Source organism: Priestia sp. ABM2_011 (assembly GCF_056158845.1).
In genome coordinates, this window is record NZ_JBSWUB010000001.1 from 3721700 (window position 1) to 3746852 (window position 25153).

Sequence of the window (25153 nt, forward strand, 5' to 3'; positions counted from 1 at the left end):
TGTTGCATATTCTTCTTCCTTTATTCACACCTTAACGTTACAGAAAGGAGTTGAATACAATGGCAAACAATAAAAGCAGCAATAATAATGAATTATTAGTATACGGAGCTGAACAAGCAATCGATCAAATGAAATATGAAATCGCTAGCGAGTTCGGAGTAAATTTAGGAGCTGACACTACTGCACGTGCAAACGGATCAGTAGGCGGCGAAATCACAAAACGTCTTGTACAATTAGCTGAGCAACAACTTGGCGGCGGACGTTTCTAAGACAATTTCATACACACCATGACTTAAGGAAGAATGGATATCCATTCTTCCTTTTCATATATTTAATTTCCATCTTTATATAAAAATTATTATTGCTCATCTTCTTTACTGACTGATTTTGTTTTTCCTTTCTTTAGTACAGCACTGATTCCTAAACAACAGACAGCTGCTATCCATCCGGAGATGAGAAAATAAACAGAAGTATTTGCAAAGAGTGTACCTATTAAAATAAACAGGCCTCCGAGAATAATAAAAAAGACGTGACCTTCACCAATTTTTTTCACCTTCATCACCTCTCCCCTACCTGCGTATACAAACTAATGTTCAGATACAAAAGAAACTTCTTGATAAACAAGAAGTTTTCTTACGTCCGTTTCTTTTTCAATAAAAAATAAAGGTGTTTTCTTTTTATTTATTCAACAAAACCACTCAATATTCTTCTCAATTACGTGCTATTCAATAATTTCTTCTGTTTTATACTCTTTCATAAATACATCAATAACATCTCCTGCTTCCTCGTTCTCCTCCTGCATTTGAACGAGTATTTCGTTTTGTGCATTTAATGACATTTTTTCTTATGTCTTTTATTTAAGCAAAACAAAAAAACGGCTTTTATCAGCCGTTTTTTTGTTTTGCTTTTCGATTATGAAAAAGCATATTTATTTCTTTATTTGACCGTTCTCTGTATCAGGTATCATACGTTTATTTATTCCGAATGCGTAAAAACTAATGACAACGAGAGCGAGGAAAATAACCCCTACAATAAGTGAAATACGCGTTTCATCATTAAACCACATGCCTACAAGCACCATTAGTAGAAAAGCAATGGTTACATAGTTCGTTACAGGCGCAAAAGGCATTTTGAAAGGATGACTATCCATTTCAGCACCTTTAGCTTTATGGAAACGAATTTGGCTGATAAGAATAATGAACCAAGGAATCATTCCAGGAAGCACGCTAGCACTGTATACATAAACAAATACATTAGGTGGAGCGATGTAGTTTAAAATAACACCAATTACTAATCCAATCATAACAGCGAGCGTACTGTAAATTGGAACGCCGTTGCGAGAAATTTTTGTAAAGAATTTAGGTGCTTGACCGTTTACACCGAGCGTATAAAGCATGCGTCCTGCACTAAAGATTCCGCTATTACAGCCTGACATCGCTGCCGTAATGACTACAAAGTTAATGATACCTGCAGCTGCCGTAACACCAACTTTAGCAAATGTAGATACAAATGGACTTCCTAAAGAATCTAACTCATTCCAAGGATATACCGTCACGATAACGAAAATAGCTCCAATATAAAAAATTAAAATACGCCAAATGATACTTTGAATCGCGCTTGTTAACGTTTTTTTAGGATCCTTTGCTTCACCAGCTGTAATCCCAATTAGCTCGACTCCTTGATAAGCTGCAATAACAAGAGATAGCGCGAAGAAAAAGCCTGACCATCCGCCTGCAAAGAAGCCTCCGTGTGCCCAGAGATTTGATAACCCGATTGCGTCTCCACCATTTCCAAATCCAAAGAAAATTAATCCAAGTCCTGCGATAATCATTAAAATAATCGTTACAATTTTAATCATCGCAAACCAAAATTCAAACTCTCCAAATGATTTCACTGAAACTAAGTTTGCTGTGCCTAAAATCAACATGGCGATAATACCAGGCACCCAAGCTGGTAAATGAGGGAACCAGTAATGCATATATGCTCCTACCGCTATAATTTCGGACATCCCTACGATTACAAATTGAAACCAGTTACTCCAAGCAGCCATATAACCTGCTAATGGATGAATATATTTGTGGCCAAATGTAGCGAATGAACCTGTGCTTGGTTCCATGTACAGCATTTCGCCCATAGCACGCATAATAAAGAAAATAAACATTCCGCAAATTGCGTAAGCAAGCAATACCGATGGACCTGTCCATTGAATCGTGCTTGCTGATCCCATAAATAATCCAACGCCAATTGTTCCACCAAGCGCGATCATTTGAATGTGACGAGATTCTAAGCCTCTTTTTAACTCTTTGTCTGCCATTCCATTTCCTCCTCCTAAACTTGTTATAGCTCTGTTAGGAAAGATACTTTCTGTTTCTGATGGAACAGCTGTCGTTTTTAAATCATTCCATTTTTACCTAGTACCTTTACAACTAAACTATTTTTTCTATTTTTAGCTATTCGACTGTATAATTACTTATTTTATAATAATAAATTTTCCTCAGAAATACAATTGTTTTTTTCAGAAAAACACTTAAGTAAACCATTTACCTCTGTCAAATCAGTCATCTTCGTAAAATAGTTTTTTATTTCAGTATAATTAAAATTTTATGAATATTAAAAATTAATATAGTCTCAGCTTGGATGCTGGAACACTCTCTTTCTCAAGGATAACGAAATGAAACCATTACTTAATCGAATAAATTCCTTTCTTCTACTTTTACGTTTTTTCTTTCTTTTCTTAGGGAAAGTATCCATAGAAAATAGAGATGAGGAGGGATTTTTCATGTGGCAAGCTGCGATGTGGGGCGGAATTTCAGGATCAGCTGTCCTTCTTGGTGCTTTGGCAGCAGTTTTTTTGCCTATCGGCAAAAAGATAATTGGTTATATTATGGCTTTTGGGACGGGTGTATTAATTGGAGCATCTACCTATGAGCTGCTTGGAGACTCGGTTCATAGCGGCGGGTTAAAAGCTACTTCTCTTGGGTTCCTTGCGGGGGCTGTCGTTTTTACTTTTTTAGACTATCTAATTTCACGTCAAGGAGCGAATAAAAGAAAGAGGTCTACAAAACAAATGGCCGCGAATAGTTCTGGAATTGCTATATTTATAGGAACCGTCATGGATGCAATCCCAGAGTCCATTATGATTGGAGCTAGCTTAATTGAAAATGCAACCGTTAGCTGGCTTCTTGTTATCGCTATTTTTATAAGTAATATTCCTGAAGGACTGTCCAGTACGACCGGTCTAGTAAAAAGCGGATTCTCTAAGAGGAAAATTTTTTTACTATGGGCAGCTGTTTTGTTCATTTCAGCTTTTAGTTCATGGACAGGCTTTGTTTTTTTAGATCATGCATCTGAGACACTTATGGCTGCTATTGCTGCTTTTGCCGGCGGTGGTATTATTGCTATGGTAGGTTCTACAATGATGCCAGAGGCCTATGAAGAAGGAGGTTCTATTACAGGATTGATTGCTGCACTTGGATTACTTGCTTCATTGATACTGGATCATTTCTCTTAATCGTCTTCATACTACTTTTATCGTTTCCAAGTAGAAAACAGAAAGCCTTCTACTTGGAGATATTTATCTCAAGCACATTATGATGAATGTGTCTTCTTAATAAATAAAATCGTAGTTCTCTCTTATTTCCTGAGTAAAAGCTTTCCAATCCGTAGCTTCAAATTCTGCATTCCGTGCTTTTAACTCTTTTTCCATTCCTTGAATCTCTTGAACAGCTTCTATTGTTCTTTCACTTCCTGGCCCTACTCTCCAAATTAATTCTTTGTATTCTTTAATCTTATCCATTAGATAAACTGTCTCTAATTCTTTATATTTAGACATATTAGCTGACTCCTTTTACTTCATTCTTTCTTCTAAGATATCATATTTCTCCTTTATGGATAAGCCTCTCCTCTGACGTTTCTTTAACCTCAAAGATAAAAAATACAACAATAAAAAAGCAAGCACAAGTGCTTGCTTTCACTATTATTATGGCAGTGGTTCAACCGCTACGTTCCCTATCGTTACAGCTTCTGTATATGCGTTCGTACTGCTTTGGCGTAAGCGAAGATTAGCACTCCCCGCTGCACTTGGATTTAGTTGGACATTTACAACCTTTTCTCCATTTCCAGCTGCGTCCGTTGTAATTGAAAAATTGCTGCTGTATCCATAGGATGACGGCCAGCTTCCATCTGCGTTTTGGACTTTAGCAATTTGAGTTCCCGATCCGTTATATACACCTAGATTAAACGTGCTGTACGCAGTGTTAGCTGAAAGCCCGCTTACCTTTACGCGTATTTGGAATACGCCGCTCGTTGGTAAAATGGCTTGATGTTCAAATGTGTAAGCACTAGCAGTTGGTGGTTGCGTAGTTCCACCTTTATAACCATATGAACCAGATTCAAAAGTTGACGTATCGTACCATTTATACCCTGCTGTAGGTGCTGACCATGGTTCTGCCTGAGGCTCAGTGGACTGACTTGGCGTTTCCGATGAAAGTAATGCTGTAGCTTGATCCAATTGAAGTCCTGATACTTGATTCAAAGAAGTATAGCTTTCTTGCTTCGCTAACCAATTGACCATATTTACAAGCAGTGTAGAATCGTCTTGTTCCTTAAATCCGTCATATGTGGTTTTAGAAGATCCTGTATCTTCTCGTTTATATTTTGGTGTAGCATCTTCAACCGGTGAAGAATCTCCTATAAAAGCAGCTTTACCCGCCCCTACTTTTGAAACAGCAGCAAAAGGACCTTCTGCTCTTCCCCCTCCGTTATACACTCCTTGATCTACAGCATTTGACCATTTTGCCGTTGTCTTAGGAAGATACACAATTCCTTTTGCTTTGTTTGGGTCCGTAATAGCAACCGTAGAACCTGCATGCATAGCAACGGTGGAAACACCTAGCGTAATACCGAATGCTTGAGAAGGAGATACAATATCATTGGCTGTCACATCACCAATGGCATTATAGCGAAAGCGAACACCAAAGTTACTTGCTAACCAGTCAGAACTTGTTACGTTTTGCATTGCCTCAGAGTTTGCTTCTTCCGTTGTCATGCCTTTTGCTGGGTTTGTCCATGCCCCACGACGGTACCCGTTAAAAACTTCTGAAGAATCCCAGCGGTTTTTGTTTCGGTCTGCATTGTAATGATCAGCAATAAAGAAGACGCTTCCCCCGTTCTGAACATATTGTAAAAGGGCAGCTTGTTCAGAAGATTTATACGGAATATTTGCTTCTGGCACAACAAACACACTATAGCCGCTAAGGTCACTGTATGTAATCGGCGTAGATTTCCGCAGCTCTTTTACATCAAACCCGCTGCCAGCCAGCCCTTTCCCAAAATCAGAAAAACCTCCGTCAATAACCCAATCTGCTGTACCCGCCGTTTGACCATGGGTATTATCAAACAAGATTTTTTTACCATTGTTTTCATTTACAACAGAAGCTTTAATTTCTGGTGCAGGGTCAGCAGCGCTTTCTGCTGATGCTGGATGAGTAGTAAAAGGCAGTGAGATAGATAAAGCTGTACACATTGTCAAAACGGCATAACCTACGCGACTATATTTTTTCCGCATATAAAATGCTCCCCTCAAATTTTTGCAACGCTTGTCTTTTCAAGAGGATTATAGCAGGTTCATTTATGATTTTTTTAAATTTATTGTAAATAATATATATTTTTTCAAAAAAGGTTCTTTATACCTTATATTTGTCGAGACATTCCCTTTTAAATATGCCCATGATTATATGTAAAATTTGTTAACGATAACGACTTGAATATTCGAGAATACTGCGCAGCATTTGACGTGTACTCTTTGATTCGTTTGCGCGTTCTTTATATTCAAGAGGACGACTAGGCGTTGACTTATTTTCTTCTTTATACTGAGAATTTTTGTGTTCTGACACGTTTTTTCACTTCCCTATCTCTATTTTATCCAGAGCAGCTCAAAGCTGCTCTTTTGTCTGTCACTCTTTTATTTGTTATGACGACTTGCTTTTGCTTTTTGAAGCTCATCTGTATGAATATCGTTTGATAAAATATTTTTATTCACATTATCAACAGGAGCTGCTGCACTGCTGCTGACTCCTTGGTTTGTGCTTTTATTTTGTTTACTCATTTCATCCACCTCCATGTGTAACGTCTATATTTTATGGAGTTATAAAAAGAAAATAAGAGGTAGTATTAGGAAAATGACTTTCTTTTCTTTTTGCTTGCATCCTCATATTGAATAAAAATAAAATCTCCATATTTAACAGAATGCACCAGAAATAAATGTTCATACTAAGAGTAGAAATTCTGCATATTCATTTTGAAAATATAGGAGGAACTAAGTGTGAGTATAAATAGAAACACACTATCCATTTTTGCTTTAGGCGGCATTAATGAAATAGGAAAAAATATGTATGCCGTTCAATATGATGATGACATCATTGTAATTGACTGCGGCTCTAAATTCCCTGACGAAAGTTTATTAGGAATTGATTTGATCATACCTGATATTACATACTTGCAAGAGAACCGAGAAAAAGTTCGAGCACTGGTTGTTACGCATGGTCATGAAGATCATATTGGAGGTATTCCTTATCTCTTAAAACAGTTAAATCTCCCCATTTACGCAACAAGCCTTACACTCGGATTAATCGATATTAAACTGCAGGAACATCAATTATCTGCTGAGACGGAGCTTATTGAAATCAACGAAGAGTCAGAAATTACATTAGGCAATATTCCGCTTTCTTTTTTTAAAACGAATCACAGCATTCCAGATTGTCTTGGAATTGTCTTTCATACGCCTGAAGGAGCTGTTGTACATACGGGAGATTTTAAGTTTGATTTAACTCCTGTTAACGACCAATATCCAGATCTTCATAAAATGGCGAAAATCGGCAGTGAAGGTGTACTGGCTTTAATATCAGAAAGTACAAATGCTGAACGCCCCGGATTTACACCTTCAGAAAAGCTAGTTGGCAAACATATAGAAGAAGCTTTTCGTAAAGCAAAGCGAAAAGTGATTATTTCTACTTTCGCCTCGAATGTTAACCGCGTACAGCAAATTGTCGATGCAGCGATTAAAACGAACAGAAAGCTTGCGCTGCTAGGAAGAAGCATGGTTAACGTTGTATCAGTTGCCTTAGAGAAAGGATATTTAACTATTCCTGAAGGGATGCTGATTGAACCTTATGAAGTACATTCACTTGCGCCTGAACAAGTCGCTATTCTCTGCACTGGAAGCCAAGGCGAGCCGATGGCCGCTCTATCTAGATTAGCCAGCGGAAATCATCGACAAGTAGAGATTCTTCCTGAAGACACGGTCATTTTATCAGCAGGGCCTATTCCTGGCAATGAACGTAATATCTCTCGTATTGTCGACAGTCTTTTCACACTCGGGGCTCATGTGATTTACGGTTCAGGAAGCGCAACAGGCATGCACGTATCAGGACATGGCTATCAAGAAGAGCTAAAATTAATGGCTACATTGATGAAGCCAAAGTATTTTATCCCCATTCACGGTGAGTTTCGAATGCTTCATCACCACAGCTTATTAGCAGAATCCGTAGGGGTGGAAAAAGCGAACATTTTTATTATAAATAACGGTGATATTGTCGACATCAAGGGCGGAACAGCTGTTCAAACAAGAAAAATCTCTGCAGGCAATGTATATGTAGATGGGTTTGGCATTGGGGATGTTGGAAATGCGGTTTTACGTGACCGCAAACAGCTTTCAGAAGATGGCATGCTGGTTATTGTGATTACTTTAAATAAAACGGAAGGAAAAATTGTGTCGGGTCCAGATACAATTTCGCGAGGTTTTGTTTATACAAGAGACTCAGAGCAGCTATTAAAAGACGTTAATCGACAAGTGACTAAAATTGTAAATCAATTGCAAAAAGCGCACGTTCACCAATGGAACATTATGAAAAAAGAAATTAAGACCACCCTTGGACAGTTCTTATATAACCAAACGAAAAGAAGACCTATGATTCTTCCCATCATTATCGAAGTTTAATCCCTCCAGCAAAAACTGCCTTAGTCCCCACTAAGGCAGTTTTTCCCTTATAAATCCGAAGCTTAACCTAAAGTTAGAAGTTGCCTTCTGTAGTTTATGAATAGGCACTGCTTTTATATGTATGGTTAAAAGTGTTAGGTGTATTTCTTCTTTTTTACCCCATTCTATAAGAGAGATATTTCACCGCAAATATCTTGTGAAAGTATCCTATCCTTGAGGTGATTATGATGAATGATAAAAATCATGTAGATCAGCATTCAGAACTATTCCGCCACAACTGGACGAGACCGAAGCGTTCAAAGTCCCAAGTAAATGGACATACAGAGATGTCTCAAACGAACATCATCTTGCGAAGTAATGCAAAAGCTCATCGTTGGTAAGGATACACTTCAACAAAAAAAAGACGCGAACGCGTCTTTTTTTGTTATTGGCCGTCTGCCCCGCTTTGAGTTATCTTGCGAATATGACCATCTTCATAATTATTTTCTCGTAGCGCTTTTGCTTTGTCATCTACTACTTGTTTTTGATCTACTTGTGAAGAAGGAGTCTGCTTGTTTTTTGGCATGATCATAACCACCTTTTATTTTGTAATTGTACAACGTGCATAGTGTCCCTCATAAAGATTAAATATATGTTAACTAGCGGCTTCTTCTTCTTTCCACTTATGGCGCAGTTTTAAAATAACAAGGCTTATAACAATTAAAAAGCCTAAGCTTGCAAAGAAACCTGGTCTGCTTGCAGATTCTAACAGCGTACCGCTTACTGCTAGCAGGATTAATAAGAGGCCAACAGCTTGTTTTACTTTATCCCAAACGGTTTGTTTAATTAAGCGATGAAACGAAATTAAAATAAAAAACCAGTTATAAATCAGCATCAGTCCAGCTGCTGTTGTAATGTACTCATAAATTTTCCCTGGCAATAGCAAGGAAAGGACAATAGAAATAACTAATCCCGCTGTTGTTAAAAGTAAAGCCGGTAAAGGAAACTGCAGCTTTTTTTGTTTTTGTTTTGAAAACAATGCAGGAGCATCTCCATCTTCTGAAAGAGTGACAATCATTGTTGTTACGGAAAAAAAAGACGCTGACATCGTTGAGAAACCCGCAATAATCATTGCTCCATTAAAAACATGAGGAAAAAATGGAAGATGATATGTTTCTAAAGCCTTTATAAATGGACTTTGATTTCCATGAAAATCATGAAATGGCACAATTAAAATAGCTAAACTCAGTGAAACAATATAAATAATTCCAAGAAGAATAAGCATACTTCTTCCCGCTTTCGGTGCGTCTTCTTTTTTTTCTAAACGAACCGTCATGATTCCCATGACTTCGATGCCGCCGAAAGCATAAAAGGCATAAAGCAAAGCGCCCCATAAACCTAAAAATCCATGAGGGAATACTTCACTTATCGTTCGCGGCACTCCTTGTTTGGCACCTTCGTCAAGAAATCCAAATAAAGCGAGACTAGCTAATACAATAAACATTAAAATAGCAGCCACTTTTGTGACAGCAAATACATTTTCCATTCGTTCAAAGCCTTTTGTCCCGATTAATACAACACTAATGCCTAAAACAGCATAAATAGAGGCAAAGACCCACAGTGGAATATCTTCAAACCAAAAACGTGTAAAAAGAGATAAAGCCGTGAGCTGACTCCCCATGATCAGCATCTCTGAACTCCAGTACACCCATCCGCTGCTAAATCCTGCCCATCTTCCATAAGCTTTTTTAGCATAGGAGCGAAACGAACCTTTTTGAGGATCTTGAGCACTCATTTTAGCAAGCGCCTCAAATACAATAAATGTGCATACTCCTGCCAGTAAAAAAGCAATTAAAACAGAGGGCCCGGCTGCTTTTATGGCAATACTTGATCCTAAAAAATAGCCTGTGCCGATTATGCATCCTACTCCGATTAAAGACAGCTGCCACCATTTTAATTTCCCTTCAACTTGACTTCCGCAGCCTATTTTCTTTTTCACTCTATCACTCCTCACACTTCGATGTAGTGTGTGATAGTTTGAAAAATTTATGCGTAAAAAGAAGCATCTTTTCTATTATTTTTCAACGTACTGAAAACACTTTAGATTCAGCACTTCTTTTAGCCTAATTGCTGTGCGGCTTGCCAGCCGAAATATAGGCCAAACCCTATTAAAGATAACCCCGATACAACGGACACGGCAGTTAAAAACGTCGCAGCTAAGTATCGTCGAAACGTGCTTGCTAAAGCTGCCATCACAATATCCCAGGCCAGAATTCCCGTAAAAATAGCGCAGCTATATAAGATAAGCTGTTCAGTTTCATATGTATTAGCCGTTTTTGCTAAAACAGAGCCATAAATACCAAGCCAAAAGAGAATTGTAAGCGGATTCGTTAATGACAGCAAAAAACCTGAGAAAAAACACTTTAACACAGAATCACCGTTTGTTTTTCTATGCTGTGTAATCCTCCCTGCACCCATTAGCCCCTCAACACCTGTATAAATTAATACAAAGCACCCAAACGAAAAAAGAAACGTTTTCATAAAATCGCTACTTAAAAAATGAACGGATCCAAAATAAACTACAAGCATATAAAGAGCGTCAACCGATGTTGCTCCTATACCTAAGAACCAAGCATGCAAAAAACCATTTTTAATTCCTTTATCAAGCTGAGCTGCATTGATTGGACCGATTGGCGCAGCTAATGATAGCCCTAATAATACATAGCTGAAAAAAGCCCCCACATACATCCACCCTCTATCACTTCTAAGATTTTATAAATTGAACTATGATAAATCTATGCAACCTGCTTAGCTTGTACTACGTAATTTTTATTTTATTTCTAAATCCTTTTGTATAGCTACGAAAAACCAGCGCATGTTAACTGTAAATACTATACAGAAGGGTGAGAAGCATGAATTCATACACTCATATTAAAGAAGCATTACAATTAGCTGAACAGGCTGTTTATCAAGGGCAGATGAATTTGGATGCAGCCAATTTTCAGAAAGCTCAAATGCATTTGAATATCGTTCAGCAGCAAATTAATGAACAAAAAGAAGTGACGTCTGGTGATAAAGAATTAAGACGAATGCAAGAACACTTAAGACATTTACGCGAAGCACAGCAAGCTATTCGGCAAAATTCTTAATAAGAGTAATAAACATAACTGTTTTCTCACTTCCAGATAAACAAATCTGAAAAAGCTCTAAGAACACACTGCGTTCTTAGAGCTTTTAATCCTTTATCCTAAAAAAAGAAAGGAGAAAAACTCCCTTCTTTTTTTACATTAATTATACTTTTGCCGGAACTTTAACGCCCATGATCGCTTTTGGCTCTAGATATTCTTCAATACCAAATGCTCCCCACTCGCGTCCAATACCAGATTGTTTGAATCCGCCGAATGGTGCAGCTCTGTCTTGCTCAGCATCATTGACGATGATTTGACCAGCTCTAATATTTTTAGCAACATAGTCAAGTGTTTCTTGGTCTTTTCCGACCGCATAGCCTGCAAGTCCATAAACTGTATCATTTGCGATTTCAAGAGCTTGTTCTAAGTCATCATACGTAATAATAGTTGTTACAGGTCCAAAGATTTCTTCTTGTGCAATAACCATATCATTTGAAACGTCAGTAAAGACTGTCGGTTTAACAAAGTATCCTGTCTCTAAGCCGTCCGGTTTGCCCGTTCCGCCAGTAAGAAGCTTTGCACCTTCATCCATTCCTTTTTTAATATAATCCTGTACGCGATCCCACTGTTTTTCCGCTACGAGCGGTCCAGTTACGTTGTCTTTATCTAACGGATCACCAACTGGGAATGATGGTAGAACCTTTTTCACTGCTTCTTCAAATTTTTCTTTCATAGAGGCAGGAATGATAATACGTGTTGCTGCCGTACATACTTGCCCAGTATTCATTGCAATGTGTGAAACTGCTATTTTAGCCGCTTCTTCTACATCCGCATCCTCTAATACAACTAGCGGTGATTTCCCGCCTAGCTCAAGCGCTACTTTTTTGATTGTTTTAGCCGCGTTTTGCATAATTTTCTCGCCTACGGCACCTGATCCTGTGAATGATACAAAATCAATGTCCGGGTGAGAACTAATACCGTCACCGATTGTGCTTCCCGTTCCGTTTACAAGGTTAAAGGCACCTTTTGGTACGCCAGCTTCATCAATGATCTCTGCTAATATCATCGCTGCATACGGTGTAAGTTCTGATGGTTTTAATACCATTGGGCTTCCTGCTGCGATAGCTCCTGCAATTTTAGTAGACGTTTGATTTGTTGGGAAGTTCCAAGGTGTAATAAGTCCGCTTACTCCAATAGACTCTTTTACGACCTTGTAGCTTCCATGATCTTTTTCGAATGTGTAATCTTCAAGCGCATTAGCTGCTTCTTTAAAGTGGCTAAGTCCCATTTCATAGTGCACTTCTTCTGAAATTTTTAAAGGAGCGCCAAGCTCTTCAGTCATAACTTCAATAAGCTCCTGTTTACGCTTTTCATATCCTTTTGCAATATTGCGAAGCATTTTAATTCGCTCTTCTTTTGTTGTTCTTGAAAATGTGGGAAGGGCTGCTTTAGCTGCTGCCACGGCTTTATCTAGATCTTCTTTTGTACCTAAGCTAATTTTACCAATTGATTTTTCAGTAGCAGGATTGATCACATCTGACGTTTCGTTTCCTGTTGATTCAACCCATTCTCCGTTAATAAAGTGTTTTAAATTTGTACGCATTGATTTGATCTCTCCTTTTAGTTTGTTACTTTTAGTTTGTTAATTATTGAACTATGTCATCTAGTTTTTATCTACCCGCCTGTCTGCTTCTCAAACACCACTGGTATTATTTTTTGTTTCTTTCACAGCCTTATCCCTTTTCCGATCGGCTTTTTGCAGCTGAATTTTTTTCCTCTGCAGCTTTTTAGTTTTTTATAACAAACAGAGATTGAGTCCTAACGAAATCAAGCCAATTTAAAGATGAACAAATGGGATAAGGTAGTGGATTATTTGTTATACCGCTGTTGATTTTCGTGCAAGCCTTCGCTTTCCAAGGGTATCGATGAGCCCCCTCATCGCTTACGCTCCTGCATGGTCTCACTAAATGAAACCTACATCAAAAAAATCCGAACGAGTTTGATTCTTCATCAAGAATCAAACTCGTTCGGATCTTCCTTCAACTAAAACACTTTTGTTCCAGCTTCTTTTTTATTAACGTACTTCTTGTAAACGATGTACTGCTCTGCTTTCAATTAACGGTTCTGTTTGCTGTCTGTATTGTTGATAGTGAGGTGTTTCAATGTGAGCTTCAACATCTTCTTTGCTTTTCCATTTCTCGTAAAAAACAAATGTGCCTGCTTTGTCTGTATCCTGGTGGAGAGTGTATTGAATACATCCTTTTTCTTCTCTTGATGGTTCAATAACTTTTACTAACTCTGATCGAAGCTCTTCTTCTTTTCCTGGCTTGGCTTGTAAAATGGCGTTAATAATAACTTCTGACATCGTTTTTCCTCATTTCTTTTAAAAAATAGTCTCCATAAAAAGCTTCCCTCTTTTTGTATTCATTACACTGACCATCATATTTTTTGTACGATGATGGATTTCTCTAGTCCAAAACAGCAAAACATACACATTATCTACGGCGGTCTTTGTTGATGCTGTTAATAAAAAAAGCCTGTAGTCCTACAGGCTTTTTTACATCTTAGTTTAATAATTGTTTCACGACTGCTTTTGCTACACTGATTGTTGACTGAGGATTTTGACCTGTTATTAGGTTGCCATCTGCTTGTACATTATCTGTCCAGTTTGGAGCAGTTACTACATTTGCACCAAGTTCACGCAGACGTGTTTCCAAAAGAAACGGCATGAAGCGGTCCAATGTTGTTTCACGTTCTTCATCATCTGTAAACGCAGCAACATCTTTTCCTTCCACCAACGGCTTTTCATCTGATAATGTAACACCTACTAAGCCTGCGGGTCCATGGCATACAGCGGCTACTACTTTGTCTCCTTCGTATAGTTCACGAATTAAAGCGTGAAGCGTTTGATTATCTGGCAGATCAAACATTGTGCCATGACCGCCTGGTAAGAAAACAGCATCAAATTTAGCACTGTCTGTAATTGTATCAAGTTTTAGGGTATTCTCTAGATGCTTAGCTGTATTTAAGATTTCTTGAGAAGTCTCTCCTTCAAGGCTGCGAGCATCCACCGGCGCTTTCCCTCCTAGAGGACTTGCTACAGTAATCGTAAATCCAGCTTTTTCAAACTCTACGTACGCTTCACCAAATTCTGAAAGCCAAAGGCCTGTTGGATGATTTTCTTTCATTTTGTCAGCCGTTGTTACGACCATTAATATATGTTTAGACATAGTAACGTCCTCCTGTAAATAAAGATAGTATTTTCTGTTTCCGCCTTACACACCATATTGTAAGAGAGGAATAACTATAATACAAATTAGAAAATATCTGCTTATCCATAAATATTTTTATAGATACTGTGAACGTCTTTGTTAATAAAGCATCTGTGAAAGAAACAATCATCTAACACCTGAACTTATTTTTTTATACACTCAAAAAAACCGCCCTTTTGAGTAAGCGCGGTTTTTTCCAGAAAAGCATAGAATCTATTTTTTATGTTAAAGAGCAGATTGAGCGTTCATTTGTTTCACGTTCTTTTCTCCCGTTTTTTTAAGACTCATCATAAAAATAAACGAAATACAGTACAGCCCTGCCAAGTACGTCATCGCTACCGTCATATCATAGCTTTGCAAAAGATAGCCGACAAGAATGGGTGACAACCCTCCGAGCGCTCTCCCGAAGTTAAAAATAGTGTTCGTTGCAGTACTGCGAACTTCTACCGAATAGTGACTGCTGATCAAGGCTCCGTATCCTGCGAACATTCCGTTTGAGAAAAATCCGACAACAGCTCCTCCTATAAGCAGCCCTGCACTTCCTTCGGCATACGAGTATAAAAATACCGCACACGCTGAAGCGAGAAGAAAAATTCCAAAAGTACGCTTCGAACCAAAACGATCCATAAATTGACCAAATGTTAGCATGCCTATAATCATTCCAACGGCTGTACTGATTGTCCAAAGAGCTGAACTTGAAACAGAGAGTCCTTGTGATTGCTGAAGCATAGACGGAAGCCATATCATGAGTCCGTTATAGCCTGCAATTTGAACGGTAGCCATCACTGCCAGAGAAATAGTCGTCATCGCCGTCTTAGGCGTAGCAAATAGTTGACGTAGCTTGCCATTATTTTTAACAACGGCTGTTTTCTCTTTTTGAGCTTTTAACCACTCAGGAGATTCGTTTAAATTTTTTCGTACGATAAAAGCAAAAATGACGGGGATAATTCCGACAAAAAACAGCGCTCTCCATCCGAAAATCGGCAGGATCAGAGAACTTAAAAGCGCCGCAAGAATAACTCCAAATTGTGCGCCAATACTAACATAAGATGAAGCTCTTCCTTGCTTATGTTTCGGCCACGCTTCTGCAACAAGAGCCATACCGATTCCGTACTCTCCTCCAGCCCCAATTCCGGCAATAAATCGTGAAGCATACACTTGTTCAACATTTGCTGCAAAACCTGTTAATGCCGTTCCGACTGCAAATAGAAGAACCGTGTAGGTAAAAACCCGCACTCTTCCAAATTTATCTGCTAAAATTCCGAAGATGACTCCGCCTATCAGCATTCCTATATTCGTAATAGAAGAAATAAGTCCACCCGTTGCTAAATCAATGTGAAATTCAGCGATAATCATTGACATAGCAAACGAGATAAACATAATGTCCATCCCTTCTAACGTCAAACCTGCTACTGATGCTACAACTGTCTTGTTACGATAATTCATGTTGTTCCACCCTCCACTGTATTCTTTCTGTATCAACGCTCTTTCTTTTTTGAAGGAATGGATAAAATAACATATGTCCATTCTCTTTTGAAGCCTCTCTGGACTTCGTTTAAAAGAGGTACGCAACGCATAAAAGCCCTTTTGTCGCAGAGGGCAAAAGGGCACAGATAGGCATAGAAGCAGTAAATAAGTGATCCGTCCTTTTCGGCCTCTCTGGACCGTCTTAAAGGCAATTATTATATTAATCATTATGTTAACACGCCGCACAAAAGCTTTCAATAAGAAAAATATCTTTTTTAAAGCAGCTATGTGCATCTCTCACTTTTTACGTTCATACTATTTTGTCCATTATTTTTAAATATGGTTAAAACCAAAACCTAACGTATCATGTTCAAAGCCTTTTTTCGGTGCACCTATCGTTCCATACACACAAACGCTAATCCATTCGTCGCTTGATCCTGAGAACTCAATTTTTCCGCGCACAATTGAAAATGTGAGTCCTACCGTCCGTAAAATATCACCTAGCTGCAGCGTTCCTCGACTAACTCCTTGAATAGCTTCAAGTATAGCATGATAAAGAGCGTGGACTTCCCGGTACGACTGGGCATTAATAATGTTGTTTGTCTTGGCGCTCGTTTCAATTGCGGCCACAACTTTAGACAGCTCCATCGCTCCGACTTTTCCAACTGTATAGCTATATCCTCTCTCATTGATTTCCTTTTCAATACCTTCAGCTAGTTCCGTATTATGTAAAAGAACGAGTAAAGATGTTAATCTTCCCATTGAAAAATCATTAACTTGTTGAAATTTATTGCTCAACTGTCATTCCCTCCCTTCTATCCCCTTATTATTTTAACAGACGGTACCTAAAAGGGTGCTGATTATTCAACGAACGAGCGCTCACTTAAAGGGTCAGAGAATCTATGTGTACTGTCCACCACTGTTACGAAGTAGAACTTGCAACAAGTAACTCACCTTTTAGTAAGCGCTTACTTTATTGTCAAGGAAGAAATCATTTTTCTCTACTTACGTTAAGACAAGCTGTGATTCAACTTTTAACTTTCCCAGCATCTCTCTCGTCATTTTTTCTAGGTTATATTCTGCTTTAAATCCCCACTCTTCTTTCGCACAGCTGGAATCTATATGGTTGGGCCAGCTTTCAGCAATTGCTTGTCGAACAGGATCTACTTGGTAATTCAGCACAAATTCCGGAATTGTTTTTCTGATTTCAGCTGCCATTTGTTCTGGATCAAAGCTCATGGCAGAAACGTTAAATGAATTTCGATGCTTCAGCTTAGAACCGTCTGCTTCCATTAGTTGGATGACAGCGTTTAGTGCGTCAGGCATATACATCATATCCATATAGGTTCCTTTGTCGATATAAGACGTATAGCGCTTATGTTTAACGGCTTCATAATAAATTTCAACAGCGTAGTCCGTTGTCCCTCCACCTGGAAGCGTTACGTATGAAATTAAGCCTGGAAAACGTAGCCCTCGTGTATCTACTCCGAATTTATGGTGATAGTAATCGCAAAGTAATTCACCCGCTACTTTATTAACACCATACATCGTGGTAGGACGTTGAATTGTATCCTGCGGCGTCCAGTCTTTTGGAGTCGTTGGACCAAATGCACCAATTGAACTTGGAGTAAAAAATTGGCACTTCAGCTCTCGAGCTACTTCGAGCGCGTTTACTAATCCGCCCATATTTAGATTCCAAGCTAGAAGCGGCTTTTGCTCGGCTGTCGCTGATAACAGCGCAGCCAAGTGAATGACCGTATCGACTTTATGCTTTTCGGCGATCGTAAATAACGCAGTCTGATCCGTTACGTCTAAAATCTCGAATGGACCTGAAGTCACAACATCGCTCGTCGTCTTGCGAATATCAGTGGCAATAATATTTTCTGAACCATATATCTCTCTCATTTTCATTGTTAATTCAGAACCGATTTGTCCTAGAGACCCCGTTATTAATACTTTTTTCATCTCAATATCCTCCTCATGTACTGCTTAGATTCAACGTTTAGATTAATTTCATTTCCTTGCCTACTTTTTTGTAGATACGAAGTGCTTCATCTAACATTTCTTTTGTATGAGCAGCCGTTGGCATATTGCGAACGCGTCCTGTTCCTCTTGGAACGGTAGGGAAAACAATTGATTTAGCGTATACCCCTTCTTCTATTAATCTCTCACTAAAAATCTGCGTTTGATTTTCATCTCCTATAATGCACGGAGTAATAGGTGTTTCACTTTCGCCGGTATCAAAGCCCAGCTCTTTTAATCCTTGCTTTAAATAACGGCTGTTTTCCCACATTTGATCCTGCAGCTCTGTACTTGTGCTTAGAATTTCAATCGCTTTAATACAAGCAGCAGCCGTGCCTGGTGTAATAGCAGTCGAGAATAAAAACGGGCGGCTTCGTACTTTCAACCAGTCAATTAAGTCTTTTTTTCCAGCTACGTATCCGCCTACAGCTCCAATCGCTTTTGACAATGTTCCAATTTGGAAGTCTACTTTTTCAGATAAGCCAAAATGTTTGACTGTGCCCATGCCGTTACCTAATACGCCCGATCCGTGAGCATCATCTACGTATGTGATTAAATCAAATTCCTGTGCGATTTCTACAATTTCCGGAAGCTTAGCAATGTCTCCATCCATTGAGAATACACCGTCGGTAATTACCATTATTTTATTATAGGCACCGGACTTTTGTGCTTCGCCTGCTTTTGCACGAAGATCTTCCATATCCGAATGCTTGTAAGGAATAATTTTTGCTTTTGACAATCGGCATCCGTCAATAATTGAAGCGTGATTCAGCTCATCTGATAAAATCGCGTCATGTTTATCCATAACCGCAGAGATAGCTGCCATATTGCAGTTAAAGCCAGATTGGTAAGCTATAGCTGCTTCCGTATGCTTAAACTCGGCAAGCTTTTCCTCTAGCTCAATATGAATATCTAGAGTTCCATTAATTGTCCGGACAGCTCCAGCCCCCACTCCATATTTTTCAGTCGCTTTGTTGCACGCACTAATAAGCCTTTCGTCTGTAGCAAGCCCCAAATAGTTGTTGGAAGATAAATTAATTAGTTGTTTCCCCTCAATTTGAATAACAGGCCCGTTTGGTCCCTCTAAAGGATTGATAACGTTGTACAGCCCTTTATCTTTTAAGTCTTCTAAATTATTATTCAAGAATTCTTTTAAACCTCTACTTGTCATCTTCCATACCTCCTCATTGTTGTTCAACACGTCTTATAAACTTCTCTTTTCCCCATTAAAAGATTAATCTAAGCACTTACAGTATATGAGTTAAAATTCAAGTGTGTTCCTGAGAAAGACAAATGTTTCTTTTGAAAGCGCTTAAAATTCAATACTTATAGAATTTATAATAATCAACAACCAAGTAAATGTCCATACTAAAAAAACAAAAAATAAGAAATTTTCGGCAATAATAAAAATCCGTCCTTCTGTTAACGATTTTTCCCGAACGTTATTAGACAATATCTTTTTTCTTTTCTCTCTTTGATAATTCTTTTAAAAAAAAGACTGATACATAACTAATTCAACAGCTAAAAGTACCTACATTCACCTACCAATAAAAAAATCCGAACGAGTTTGGTCCTTAATCAGACTCGTTCGGATTGTCCTTCAATTAAAATACTTTTATAACAGTCTCTTCCGTTACTTTTGCACAGATACATTCTTTATTTTTTCATGTCTTGTTTTTACTAGAAAGCATGAAACAACAAAGCTTAGTAAGGCTGCTAAAAACGTTCCGCTGTAAATAATGTGAACACCTGATGCAAGAATTTCATGCAGCTTTGACAGTTCTTCTGGTGGTACCCTGCCTGTCTCAAACGAAGCATTCAAATTTTCTTGCCCTAATTTCTTTGCTTGTGAAAGCGTCACTAAGTTAAAAATTGTACCAAACACTGCGGAACCTAGCGTTTGACTAAATGTATTTGTAAACGTATTAAGAGCCACCGCTACTCCTCTTTTGCTAGCTGGAACCGCTGATTGAATAACTAGCATAAAAATAGGCGTAATAATACCCATTCCTAACCCAAGGACCCCAACGGCTACATAAATTAAAAATACGGGTGAGTGGGTGGAGACTAAAAACAGCATAAAACATGCTGTACTTACGATTGCCGTGCCCAGCGTAAGAATGGAGTGCGTTTTAAGACGCCCCACTAAATTCCCTGAAAGCAGTGAACCAATCGTCCAGCATACTGGCATAGGCATTAGTACAAAACCTGCAGCAGTTGCACTTTTCCCCAGCACCCCTTGACTCCAAATTGGAAGGTAGACCGTAATACTAATAACTACTGATCCGACAAGAAGTGTTAATAAGTTTATAACAGATACACTTCGAATAGAAAACAGTTCAAGCGGGATAAGAGGTTCGGGCGATTTCTTTTCGATATAAATAAAGCCAATGAATGTCAGAACAGCTAGAACAAATAATCCTATAATGGTTGGATCTCCCCAGTTTTGATGCTGACTTCCGGTTAAAAGCGCGTATAAAAATGCAATGGTTCCCACTGAAAACGTCACCGCTCCAATGTAATCGATATAGCGTTTTTCTTTTACCACTTCTTCTTTATAGTTTACTAAAAGAACAATAAAAGCCATTAGTCCAAACGGTATATTTAAAAAGAAAATATAGCGCCAAGACAGCGTATCGACTAAAAATCCCCCAAGAAGAGGACCGAGAACTCCAGCAACTCCCCAAACTGCGCTAATCCATCCTTGCGCTTTGGCTCTTTCTTTTGCTTCTTCATACAAGTCGCCAATAATAATCATTGTAAGCGGCATAACGACCCCGGCGCCTAGCCCTTGGATTGCTCTATAGACAATTAATTGCTGCATCGAAAAGCTAAGTCCGCAAAGTATCGATCCGATTAAAAAAATAATAATTCCAACAAGCATAACTTTTTTGCGGCCGAATAAATCTGCTAACTTTCCGTATATAGGTGTAGATACAGCGGTTGTCAGCATATAAATGGCATACACCCAGCTAACTAGCTCAATGCCCGACAAATCACTTGTAATTCTTGGAACAGCCGTACTGACAATGGTTCCTTCCATTGCAGCTAAAACAGTGACAAGCAGCAGCGCTGTCATGATTCGTTTCCTCATTTTTTTCTCTCCTTACAACTGCGGGCATACCGTGTTTTTTTCTTGCAGAAGATAAAAGCGGTTTCAATATACGGATACCCTTTTAGCCTTTATATGTATGTGATGCCTCGCATATAGTTGCTGCCATATGCAGCCAAATAATTATTTTACTATAAATTTTTTCAAAACGATAGATAATTTCAAAAATATGACTTTCCTCTCATTAATAGAAACATGCGTACATGATGTTTAATTCCCTTTTTCAATTACAAAAAAGCACCCCGTAACACCTGGTACGGGATGCTTTTTACGTATTTTGTATAATTAACTTAGTCGGGGATCTTTTAATAAACGTTCCATTTCTTCCATATGATTTGTTTCATCTGCAATCATATCCTCAAGTTTGACAACAAGCTCTGTTAATCCTAACTCTTCTGCTTGCTTCTTTCGCTCTTCGTAGCGCTGGATCGTTTCTTTTTCAGCCTTGCTCGCTTCTTTAAGCATTTCCGTCACGTTTGAGACGTGCTTCACCTCAGCTGGCTTTGTTGTTGGCTCACCGCCAAGGTTTTTAATTTTTTCTGATAAATAAAGGGCATGCCCTTGCTCATCAGGAATTTCTCCTTCAAAGAAAGGTTTTAAAATTTGATATTCTAGGCCGGTTACTGTAGACGCATAGTAAGTGTACTGAATAACCGCTGAATATTCACCCGCTAAATCGGTATTAAGTCCCTCTATTAGTTGTCTCATTTTCTCTTCCATTTGAATAAACACCCTTTCATTTACTGTTAGTAGGCATATACCCTTTTTAACGAGTCCTAAACCATAATAAGGTGATATTCTGCTCCCTTTTTTAAAAATAGGGAATTTACTGACTGGAACGAAAATGTTTGATTTCTATGTTCTTAAAGAAAGACGTTCCTCCTTGGGAAAAAAGCGTAATTCCTTGGTCGTTGTGACGAGGAAACACCTCGCTAGAATGTACGGTTTTTCCATCATCAATAAAGACTTCAATACTTGTTTTATCTACCAATATCTTCAAATGAACATTTTTCTTGCCTGCATCAAAGTAATCGCGGCTTTCCACATATTTTTTGCTTTGATCAGGCTGATTACTATAGCTTCTATTCACATATGAGACGTTATCTTTTGCAAAAACCCCGACATCAATGTGCCGCTTTTGATCTGCGGACTCTCGAAGTCGTAAGCCTACATTTTCTGCATCTGACCATGAAATATCTGTATCAAGCTGATAAGCTTCACCTTTTATCTTTAACTTTTTCTCTCCGTTTACTTCTACTTGCTTGAGAGAATTTGTTGAATCAGTTAGCTGATTTAATTCCTCAACAGGCTTTGATAACAGGCTGTACTGATCGTTGTCTTGTTTTGAAAGCGTAATTTCACGGGTTACTGAATCGAATCCGTTAAACCCATCTTTCATCGTTGGTGTCTTATCTGGATAATCCCAGTTGTTCATCCATGCAAAAGCGTAGCGTTTTTCTAAAGAATCCTCATTTTTACCGTCTTTAAACGTGACTGCTCCGTACCAATCAAAACCATGATCTAGCCATTGCGGATCATCCATATCGGGAGTGAATGTTGTTCCATCGTAATTTCCTGTCCAATAAGCATAGGTGTTTGGCTTTCCGCTTTCTTTTCCATTTGCACTTGTCCCGAGAACCCACTTAACTGTCCCGTCATCCGCCTTCATTTGAAAAAGATCTGGACATTCTGTAATGCCAATATCTTTAGTGACAAATCCTCCCGTATACGTCCAATCCTTTAGATTAGAAGATTCATAAAATCCGATTTTTTCACCTTCTGACATGACGAGAACCCACTTATCATGTTCATTATCCCATATGACTTTGGGATCTCGAAAATCTTTGGTGCCTGGATTAGGCATGATAGGATTTTTGCTATATGATTTAAAGGTTTTTCCTCTATCGGTGCTATACCATAAATACTGTTCTTGCTTTTGTCCATCAGCAGAAGGCTGGGTCATAATCGCTACAATTGCGCCTTTACCAAAACCTGCTGTGTTCTCTTTATCTTCTACAACGGATCCGGACCATATATCGCCATTTTTATTTGTATACTTTGGAATAGCTACTCCTTTATCTTTCCAATGAACCAAATCTTTAGACGTTGCATGTCGCCATTCCGTCCCGTTCCCTTTAGGGTAATCATGATTGTATAAGTAATAGTAATGATACTCTCCGTCAAAATAAATGGGCTTTTGAGGATCATTTTTCCATTTATCAGGCGTGCTAAAATGATACACCGGGCGATAAGTGGATTCACTTTTATTTCCTTTTTCTTTTCCTCGATCTTTTGTATCCTCTTTTTTGGATACGCCTGCTATAATGAGTCCGGCTATTACAACTAAAAGAACGGCAAGCGTTATCCATTTATAAGCACCTTTTTTCTTCAAACAAACCCCGCCTTTCTCTTTTTTGTCTACATCGAATAAAACAAAAGAAAATGGTGATTACAATCACCATTTTCTTTTGTTGCTATTGCAAAGGGCTTAGTCTTCATCCACTGTTAACTGACCTTGTTCAAGAACGCTATCTTTTACAACAGATGTTTTTGAACCGTCAATATTTACTAAGAAGCTTGGTGCAAATGTAGAGTGGTTGTCTTCATAAAAGCCTCTGTTTGTCATGTAGCTTGTAATAACAACATTATTACCTTTTGTTTGCGGTACGGCAAAGTGAGAATACGTAAATGTTTTATCATTAGGATCTAAATCCATATGAAGAACTAATCCCGTATCATTTAAAGGCTTATATTTTCCTGTTAACGTATTTGAAACATAGCCTAGCATATACACATCATCTTGTCCGATTCCATCAATCGTCATTTTAGATCCGCGAGAATCAGTGAACAAGTACCATTTTCCATCTTTTTTGAAAATGTTTGCACGTTCAATTTCGTCTGTAACTGTATTTGATGTGATAAGCGGCTTCATTACTTTTTTGAGCGTATAGTCATCATTTAACTCAATAATGCCCAAAGCCCCGTTTGCTAAAGAAGCTTTTTCTTTATTAGATCCTTCAAGAAGCTTTTTCTTTTCAGATTGGAAGAAAGGATTGTTTCCTCCGTAGTATGCTCTGTTATATAGAGAGTCTTCGCCTTGATAGCCATCTTCTGTTCCAGTGTTAGCTTCGAAAACAAGGTACTTATGTCCATTGTCTTCTATGTAATGAGGATCTCTTAGCGTATGGTTATCCCCTGTGTCATAACCGCCTTCATCAATAAACTGCTGAACCGTTTGATAAATCTTTCCGTCACCATCAAAGATTGACTTGTAATCTTCTACTCCGTCAACTTTTAACGTATTATCGTTTGGCTGAGACATGTTCACTTGAGCTGTCGTTAACGTTTGTTTTCCGTATTGTTTACCTGAATAATCCGTGTAGAATAAACGAACTTTACCATCTTTCGTTAATGTGGCAGAACCAGACCATTCTTGTGTTTGATTTTTAAGGTGCGGGTCATTCGGAACGAATTTATCGCTGTCTTTAAACACTCTTCCAGCGTTTTTCCAGCTGTCAATCGATTTGTCTCCAGCTTTTTTATAGAAAAGATAAACAGACGTGTCATTCGAATCTTTTGGATCACCTGCTAGGGCAAACACAATTTGATATCCATGATAAGTCGCCACTGTTCCGTCAGCATTTTGTAATGGCCAGCTGTCCCATACATCTAAGTCAATTGTATTTCCCGATGCATCTTTTCCCTTAGCAGAAGCAATGTTTTTAATAGTTGATTCGTCAAAAGCAGGAACTTTAAACTGATCACTGTTTTGCTGCTGTGGAATTTTCACCATATTATCGCGAGTAATATGCGAAATTCCGTAGCTGTTATTAAAGTCTTTGCTGTCGTTTCCTTTAGCAAATGTTTGGTATCCCCCGCCTACTAGTAGGGCTGCAGCCAATGTAGCAGCAGTTGTATGCTTAGCAACTCGTTTCATTTTCATATGTTTTCTCCTTTTGGGTTAGTAAAGAATATAAATTTATTAATTCAATTAGCTATTAAAAATCCGAAAACAGAACCGGTTCCGTTCAACCAAAAGATTACTTGGATAAATGACGAAAGTCAAACGTGCCAAATGTAGCTATTTCTCATTTTCATCTTTTTCATTGAGCTGTAACTAGGACCAAAGTTTACGTGCAAGAGACTTTTTATGTAACCGTTTTTCAAAAAAAGGGTA

General features: G+C 38.4%; 25 protein-coding genes. 5 read left to right on the top strand and 20 right to left on the bottom strand.

Annotated features, from left to right (window positions below):
- Positions 1 to 59: 59 nt before the first annotated feature.
- Positions 60 to 269, top strand: a complete 210-nt coding sequence (locus ACXAE4_RS19840; RefSeq protein WP_013058452.1) for an alpha/beta-type small acid-soluble spore protein — start codon at positions 60 to 62, stop codon at positions 267 to 269.
- A gap of 89 nt (positions 270 to 358) precedes the next feature.
- Here the strand turns inward: ACXAE4_RS19840 and ACXAE4_RS19845 are convergent, their stop codons facing one another.
- Positions 359 to 559 (bottom strand): hypothetical protein, encoded by a 201-nt coding sequence (locus tag ACXAE4_RS19845; protein ID WP_028413937.1) that lies wholly within the window; start codon positions 557 to 559, stop codon positions 359 to 361.
- Positions 560 to 928: 369 nt separating this feature from the next.
- Entirely contained in the window at positions 929 to 2314 is a 1386-nt protein-coding gene (locus tag ACXAE4_RS19850; protein ID WP_289578848.1) for an amino acid permease, read from the bottom strand.
- Between the two features lie 465 nt (positions 2315 to 2779).
- Between ACXAE4_RS19850 and ACXAE4_RS19855 the strand changes: the two genes are divergently transcribed.
- A complete protein-coding gene (locus tag ACXAE4_RS19855) occupies positions 2780 to 3511 on the top strand; it encodes a ZIP family metal transporter (protein WP_048018558.1) in 732 nt (243 codons plus the stop codon).
- A 96-nt stretch (positions 3512 to 3607) separates the two neighbouring features.
- Here the strand turns inward: ACXAE4_RS19855 and ACXAE4_RS19860 are convergent, their stop codons facing one another.
- The 4 genes from ACXAE4_RS19860 to ACXAE4_RS19875 all read right to left on the bottom strand — a co-directional run bounded on the left by ACXAE4_RS19860 (position 3608) and on the right by ACXAE4_RS19875 (position 6106).
- Complete coding sequence (locus ACXAE4_RS19860) at positions 3608 to 3832, bottom strand: transcriptional regulator (protein WP_099000036.1); 225 nt, start codon at positions 3830 to 3832, stop codon at positions 3608 to 3610.
- 147 nt (positions 3833 to 3979) lie between these two features.
- Positions 3980 to 5566, bottom strand: a complete 1587-nt coding sequence (locus ACXAE4_RS19865) for a type 1 glutamine amidotransferase family protein (protein WP_154989195.1) — start codon at positions 5564 to 5566, stop codon at positions 3980 to 3982.
- 181 nt (positions 5567 to 5747) lie between these two features.
- Positions 5748 to 5894 carry a hypothetical protein gene (locus ACXAE4_RS19870; RefSeq protein ID WP_155017158.1) on the bottom strand — a complete coding sequence of 49 codons (147 nt, stop codon included), beginning with the start codon at positions 5892 to 5894 and terminating at the stop codon, positions 5748 to 5750.
- A 68-nt stretch (positions 5895 to 5962) separates the two neighbouring features.
- A complete protein-coding gene (locus ACXAE4_RS19875; protein ID WP_165635728.1) occupies positions 5963 to 6106 on the bottom strand; it encodes a hypothetical protein in 144 nt (47 codons plus the stop codon).
- A gap of 216 nt (positions 6107 to 6322) precedes the next feature.
- On the opposite strand from ACXAE4_RS19875, the gene ACXAE4_RS19880 reads away from it, so the two are divergent.
- Both ACXAE4_RS19880 and ACXAE4_RS19885 read left to right on the top strand, forming a co-directional pair.
- Positions 6323 to 7996, top strand: coding sequence for a ribonuclease J (locus tag ACXAE4_RS19880; protein ID WP_154989197.1), 1674 nt, complete (start codon positions 6323 to 6325; stop codon positions 7994 to 7996).
- Between the two features lie 227 nt (positions 7997 to 8223).
- Complete coding sequence (locus ACXAE4_RS19885; protein WP_014460817.1) at positions 8224 to 8376, top strand: YpzG family protein; 153 nt, start codon at positions 8224 to 8226, stop codon at positions 8374 to 8376.
- A gap of 44 nt (positions 8377 to 8420) precedes the next feature.
- Here the strand turns inward: ACXAE4_RS19885 and ACXAE4_RS19890 are convergent, their stop codons facing one another.
- The 3 genes from ACXAE4_RS19890 to ACXAE4_RS19900 form a co-directional block, all read right to left on the bottom strand.
- Positions 8421 to 8561 (bottom strand): hypothetical protein, encoded by a 141-nt coding sequence (locus ACXAE4_RS19890; protein WP_013082476.1) that lies wholly within the window; start codon positions 8559 to 8561, stop codon positions 8421 to 8423.
- Positions 8562 to 8630: 69 nt separating this feature from the next.
- Entirely contained in the window at positions 8631 to 9974 is a 1344-nt protein-coding gene (locus ACXAE4_RS19895) for an amino acid permease (RefSeq protein ID WP_028413943.1), read from the bottom strand.
- Between the two features lie 119 nt (positions 9975 to 10093).
- A complete protein-coding gene (locus ACXAE4_RS19900; protein WP_154989199.1) occupies positions 10094 to 10717 on the bottom strand; it encodes a LysE family transporter in 624 nt (207 codons plus the stop codon).
- A 170-nt stretch (positions 10718 to 10887) separates the two neighbouring features.
- Here ACXAE4_RS19900 and ACXAE4_RS19905 point away from each other — a divergent pair, with 170 nt between their 5' ends.
- A complete protein-coding gene (locus ACXAE4_RS19905; RefSeq protein WP_154989201.1) occupies positions 10888 to 11124 on the top strand; it encodes a hypothetical protein in 237 nt (78 codons plus the stop codon).
- Positions 11125 to 11266: 142 nt separating this feature from the next.
- Here ACXAE4_RS19905 and ACXAE4_RS19910 read toward each other — a convergent pair whose 3' ends face one another.
- The 11 genes from ACXAE4_RS19910 to ACXAE4_RS19960 all read right to left on the bottom strand — a co-directional run bounded on the left by ACXAE4_RS19910 (position 11267) and on the right by ACXAE4_RS19960 (position 24919).
- A complete protein-coding gene (locus tag ACXAE4_RS19910; RefSeq protein WP_154989203.1) occupies positions 11267 to 12706 on the bottom strand; it encodes an aldehyde dehydrogenase family protein in 1440 nt (479 codons plus the stop codon).
- Between the two features lie 471 nt (positions 12707 to 13177).
- On the bottom strand, positions 13178 to 13468 hold the full coding sequence (locus tag ACXAE4_RS19915) for a putative quinol monooxygenase (protein WP_033578504.1): 291 nt from the start codon (positions 13466 to 13468) through the stop codon (positions 13178 to 13180).
- Positions 13469 to 13667: 199 nt separating this feature from the next.
- Complete coding sequence (locus tag ACXAE4_RS19920; protein ID WP_028413948.1) at positions 13668 to 14333, bottom strand: type 1 glutamine amidotransferase domain-containing protein; 666 nt, start codon at positions 14331 to 14333, stop codon at positions 13668 to 13670.
- Between the two features lie 267 nt (positions 14334 to 14600).
- Positions 14601 to 15821, bottom strand: a complete 1221-nt coding sequence (locus ACXAE4_RS19925; RefSeq protein ID WP_049163753.1) for an MFS transporter — start codon at positions 15819 to 15821, stop codon at positions 14601 to 14603.
- Between the two features lie 354 nt (positions 15822 to 16175).
- Entirely contained in the window at positions 16176 to 16640 is a 465-nt protein-coding gene (gene hutP, locus ACXAE4_RS19930) for a hut operon transcriptional regulator HutP (protein ID WP_028413950.1), read from the bottom strand.
- A gap of 207 nt (positions 16641 to 16847) precedes the next feature.
- On the bottom strand, positions 16848 to 17807 hold the full coding sequence (locus ACXAE4_RS19935) for an L-threonine 3-dehydrogenase (RefSeq protein WP_154989206.1): 960 nt from the start codon (positions 17805 to 17807) through the stop codon (positions 16848 to 16850).
- Positions 17808 to 17844: 37 nt separating this feature from the next.
- Positions 17845 to 19035 (bottom strand): glycine C-acetyltransferase, encoded by a 1191-nt coding sequence (locus ACXAE4_RS19940; RefSeq protein WP_289578846.1) that lies wholly within the window; start codon positions 19033 to 19035, stop codon positions 17845 to 17847.
- Between the two features lie 462 nt (positions 19036 to 19497).
- Entirely contained in the window at positions 19498 to 20958 is a 1461-nt protein-coding gene (locus ACXAE4_RS19945; RefSeq protein ID WP_289578845.1) for an MDR family MFS transporter, read from the bottom strand.
- A 303-nt stretch (positions 20959 to 21261) separates the two neighbouring features.
- The gene (locus ACXAE4_RS19950; RefSeq protein ID WP_013056263.1) at positions 21262 to 21696 is read right to left on the bottom strand and encodes a ferritin-like domain-containing protein; all 435 of its coding nucleotides are present in this window, start codon (positions 21694 to 21696) and stop codon (positions 21262 to 21264) included.
- 106 nt (positions 21697 to 21802) lie between these two features.
- Positions 21803 to 23368, bottom strand: coding sequence for a glycoside hydrolase family 32 protein (locus tag ACXAE4_RS19955; protein WP_289578844.1), 1566 nt, complete (start codon positions 23366 to 23368; stop codon positions 21803 to 21805).
- A gap of 96 nt (positions 23369 to 23464) precedes the next feature.
- Entirely contained in the window at positions 23465 to 24919 is a 1455-nt protein-coding gene (locus ACXAE4_RS19960; RefSeq protein WP_028413955.1) for a glycoside hydrolase family 68 protein, read from the bottom strand.
- Between the last annotated feature and the right edge of the window lie 234 nt (positions 24920 to 25153).

What these genes read in the sequence shown, in the direction of transcription:
- ACXAE4_RS19840 (WP_013058452.1), top strand. Translation starts at nt 60, where the DNA reads ATGGCAAACAATAAAAGCAGCAATAATAATGAATTATTAGTATACGGA.
- ACXAE4_RS19845 (WP_028413937.1), bottom strand. Translation starts at nt 559, where the DNA reads ATGAAGGTGAAAAAAATTGGTGAAGGTCACGTCTTTTTTATTATTCTC.
- ACXAE4_RS19850 (WP_289578848.1), bottom strand. Translation starts at nt 2,314, where the DNA reads ATGGCAGACAAAGAGTTAAAAAGAGGCTTAGAATCTCGTCACATTCAA.
- ACXAE4_RS19855 (WP_048018558.1), top strand. Translation starts at nt 2,780, where the DNA reads ATGTGGCAAGCTGCGATGTGGGGCGGAATTTCAGGATCAGCTGTCCTT.
- ACXAE4_RS19860 (WP_099000036.1), bottom strand. Translation starts at nt 3,832, where the DNA reads ATGTCTAAATATAAAGAATTAGAGACAGTTTATCTAATGGATAAGATT.
- ACXAE4_RS19865 (WP_154989195.1), bottom strand. Translation starts at nt 5,566, where the DNA reads ATGCGGAAAAAATATAGTCGCGTAGGTTATGCCGTTTTGACAATGTGT.
- ACXAE4_RS19875 (WP_165635728.1), bottom strand. Translation starts at nt 6,106, where the DNA reads ATGAGTAAACAAAATAAAAGCACAAACCAAGGAGTCAGCAGCAGTGCA.
- ACXAE4_RS19885 (WP_014460817.1), top strand. Translation starts at nt 8,224, where the DNA reads ATGAATGATAAAAATCATGTAGATCAGCATTCAGAACTATTCCGCCAC.
- ACXAE4_RS19890 (WP_013082476.1), bottom strand. Translation starts at nt 8,561, where the DNA reads ATGCCAAAAAACAAGCAGACTCCTTCTTCACAAGTAGATCAAAAACAA.
- ACXAE4_RS19905 (WP_154989201.1), top strand. Translation starts at nt 10,888, where the DNA reads ATGAATTCATACACTCATATTAAAGAAGCATTACAATTAGCTGAACAG.
- ACXAE4_RS19910 (WP_154989203.1), bottom strand. Translation starts at nt 12,706, where the DNA reads ATGCGTACAAATTTAAAACACTTTATTAACGGAGAATGGGTTGAATCA.
- ACXAE4_RS19915 (WP_033578504.1), bottom strand. Translation starts at nt 13,468, where the DNA reads ATGTCAGAAGTTATTATTAACGCCATTTTACAAGCCAAGCCAGGAAAA.
- ACXAE4_RS19920 (WP_028413948.1), bottom strand. Translation starts at nt 14,333, where the DNA reads ATGTCTAAACATATATTAATGGTCGTAACAACGGCTGACAAAATGAAA.
- ACXAE4_RS19925 (WP_049163753.1), bottom strand. Translation starts at nt 15,821, where the DNA reads ATGAATTATCGTAACAAGACAGTTGTAGCATCAGTAGCAGGTTTGACG.
- ACXAE4_RS19935 (WP_154989206.1), bottom strand. Translation starts at nt 17,807, where the DNA reads ATGAAAAAAGTATTAATAACGGGGTCTCTAGGACAAATCGGTTCTGAA.
- ACXAE4_RS19940 (WP_289578846.1), bottom strand. Translation starts at nt 19,035, where the DNA reads ATGACAAGTAGAGGTTTAAAAGAATTCTTGAATAATAATTTAGAAGAC.
- ACXAE4_RS19945 (WP_289578845.1), bottom strand. Translation starts at nt 20,958, where the DNA reads ATGAGGAAACGAATCATGACAGCGCTGCTGCTTGTCACTGTTTTAGCT.
- ACXAE4_RS19950 (WP_013056263.1), bottom strand. Translation starts at nt 21,696, where the DNA reads ATGGAAGAGAAAATGAGACAACTAATAGAGGGACTTAATACCGATTTA.
- ACXAE4_RS19960 (WP_028413955.1), bottom strand. Translation starts at nt 24,919, where the DNA reads ATGAAAATGAAACGAGTTGCTAAGCATACAACTGCTGCTACATTGGCT.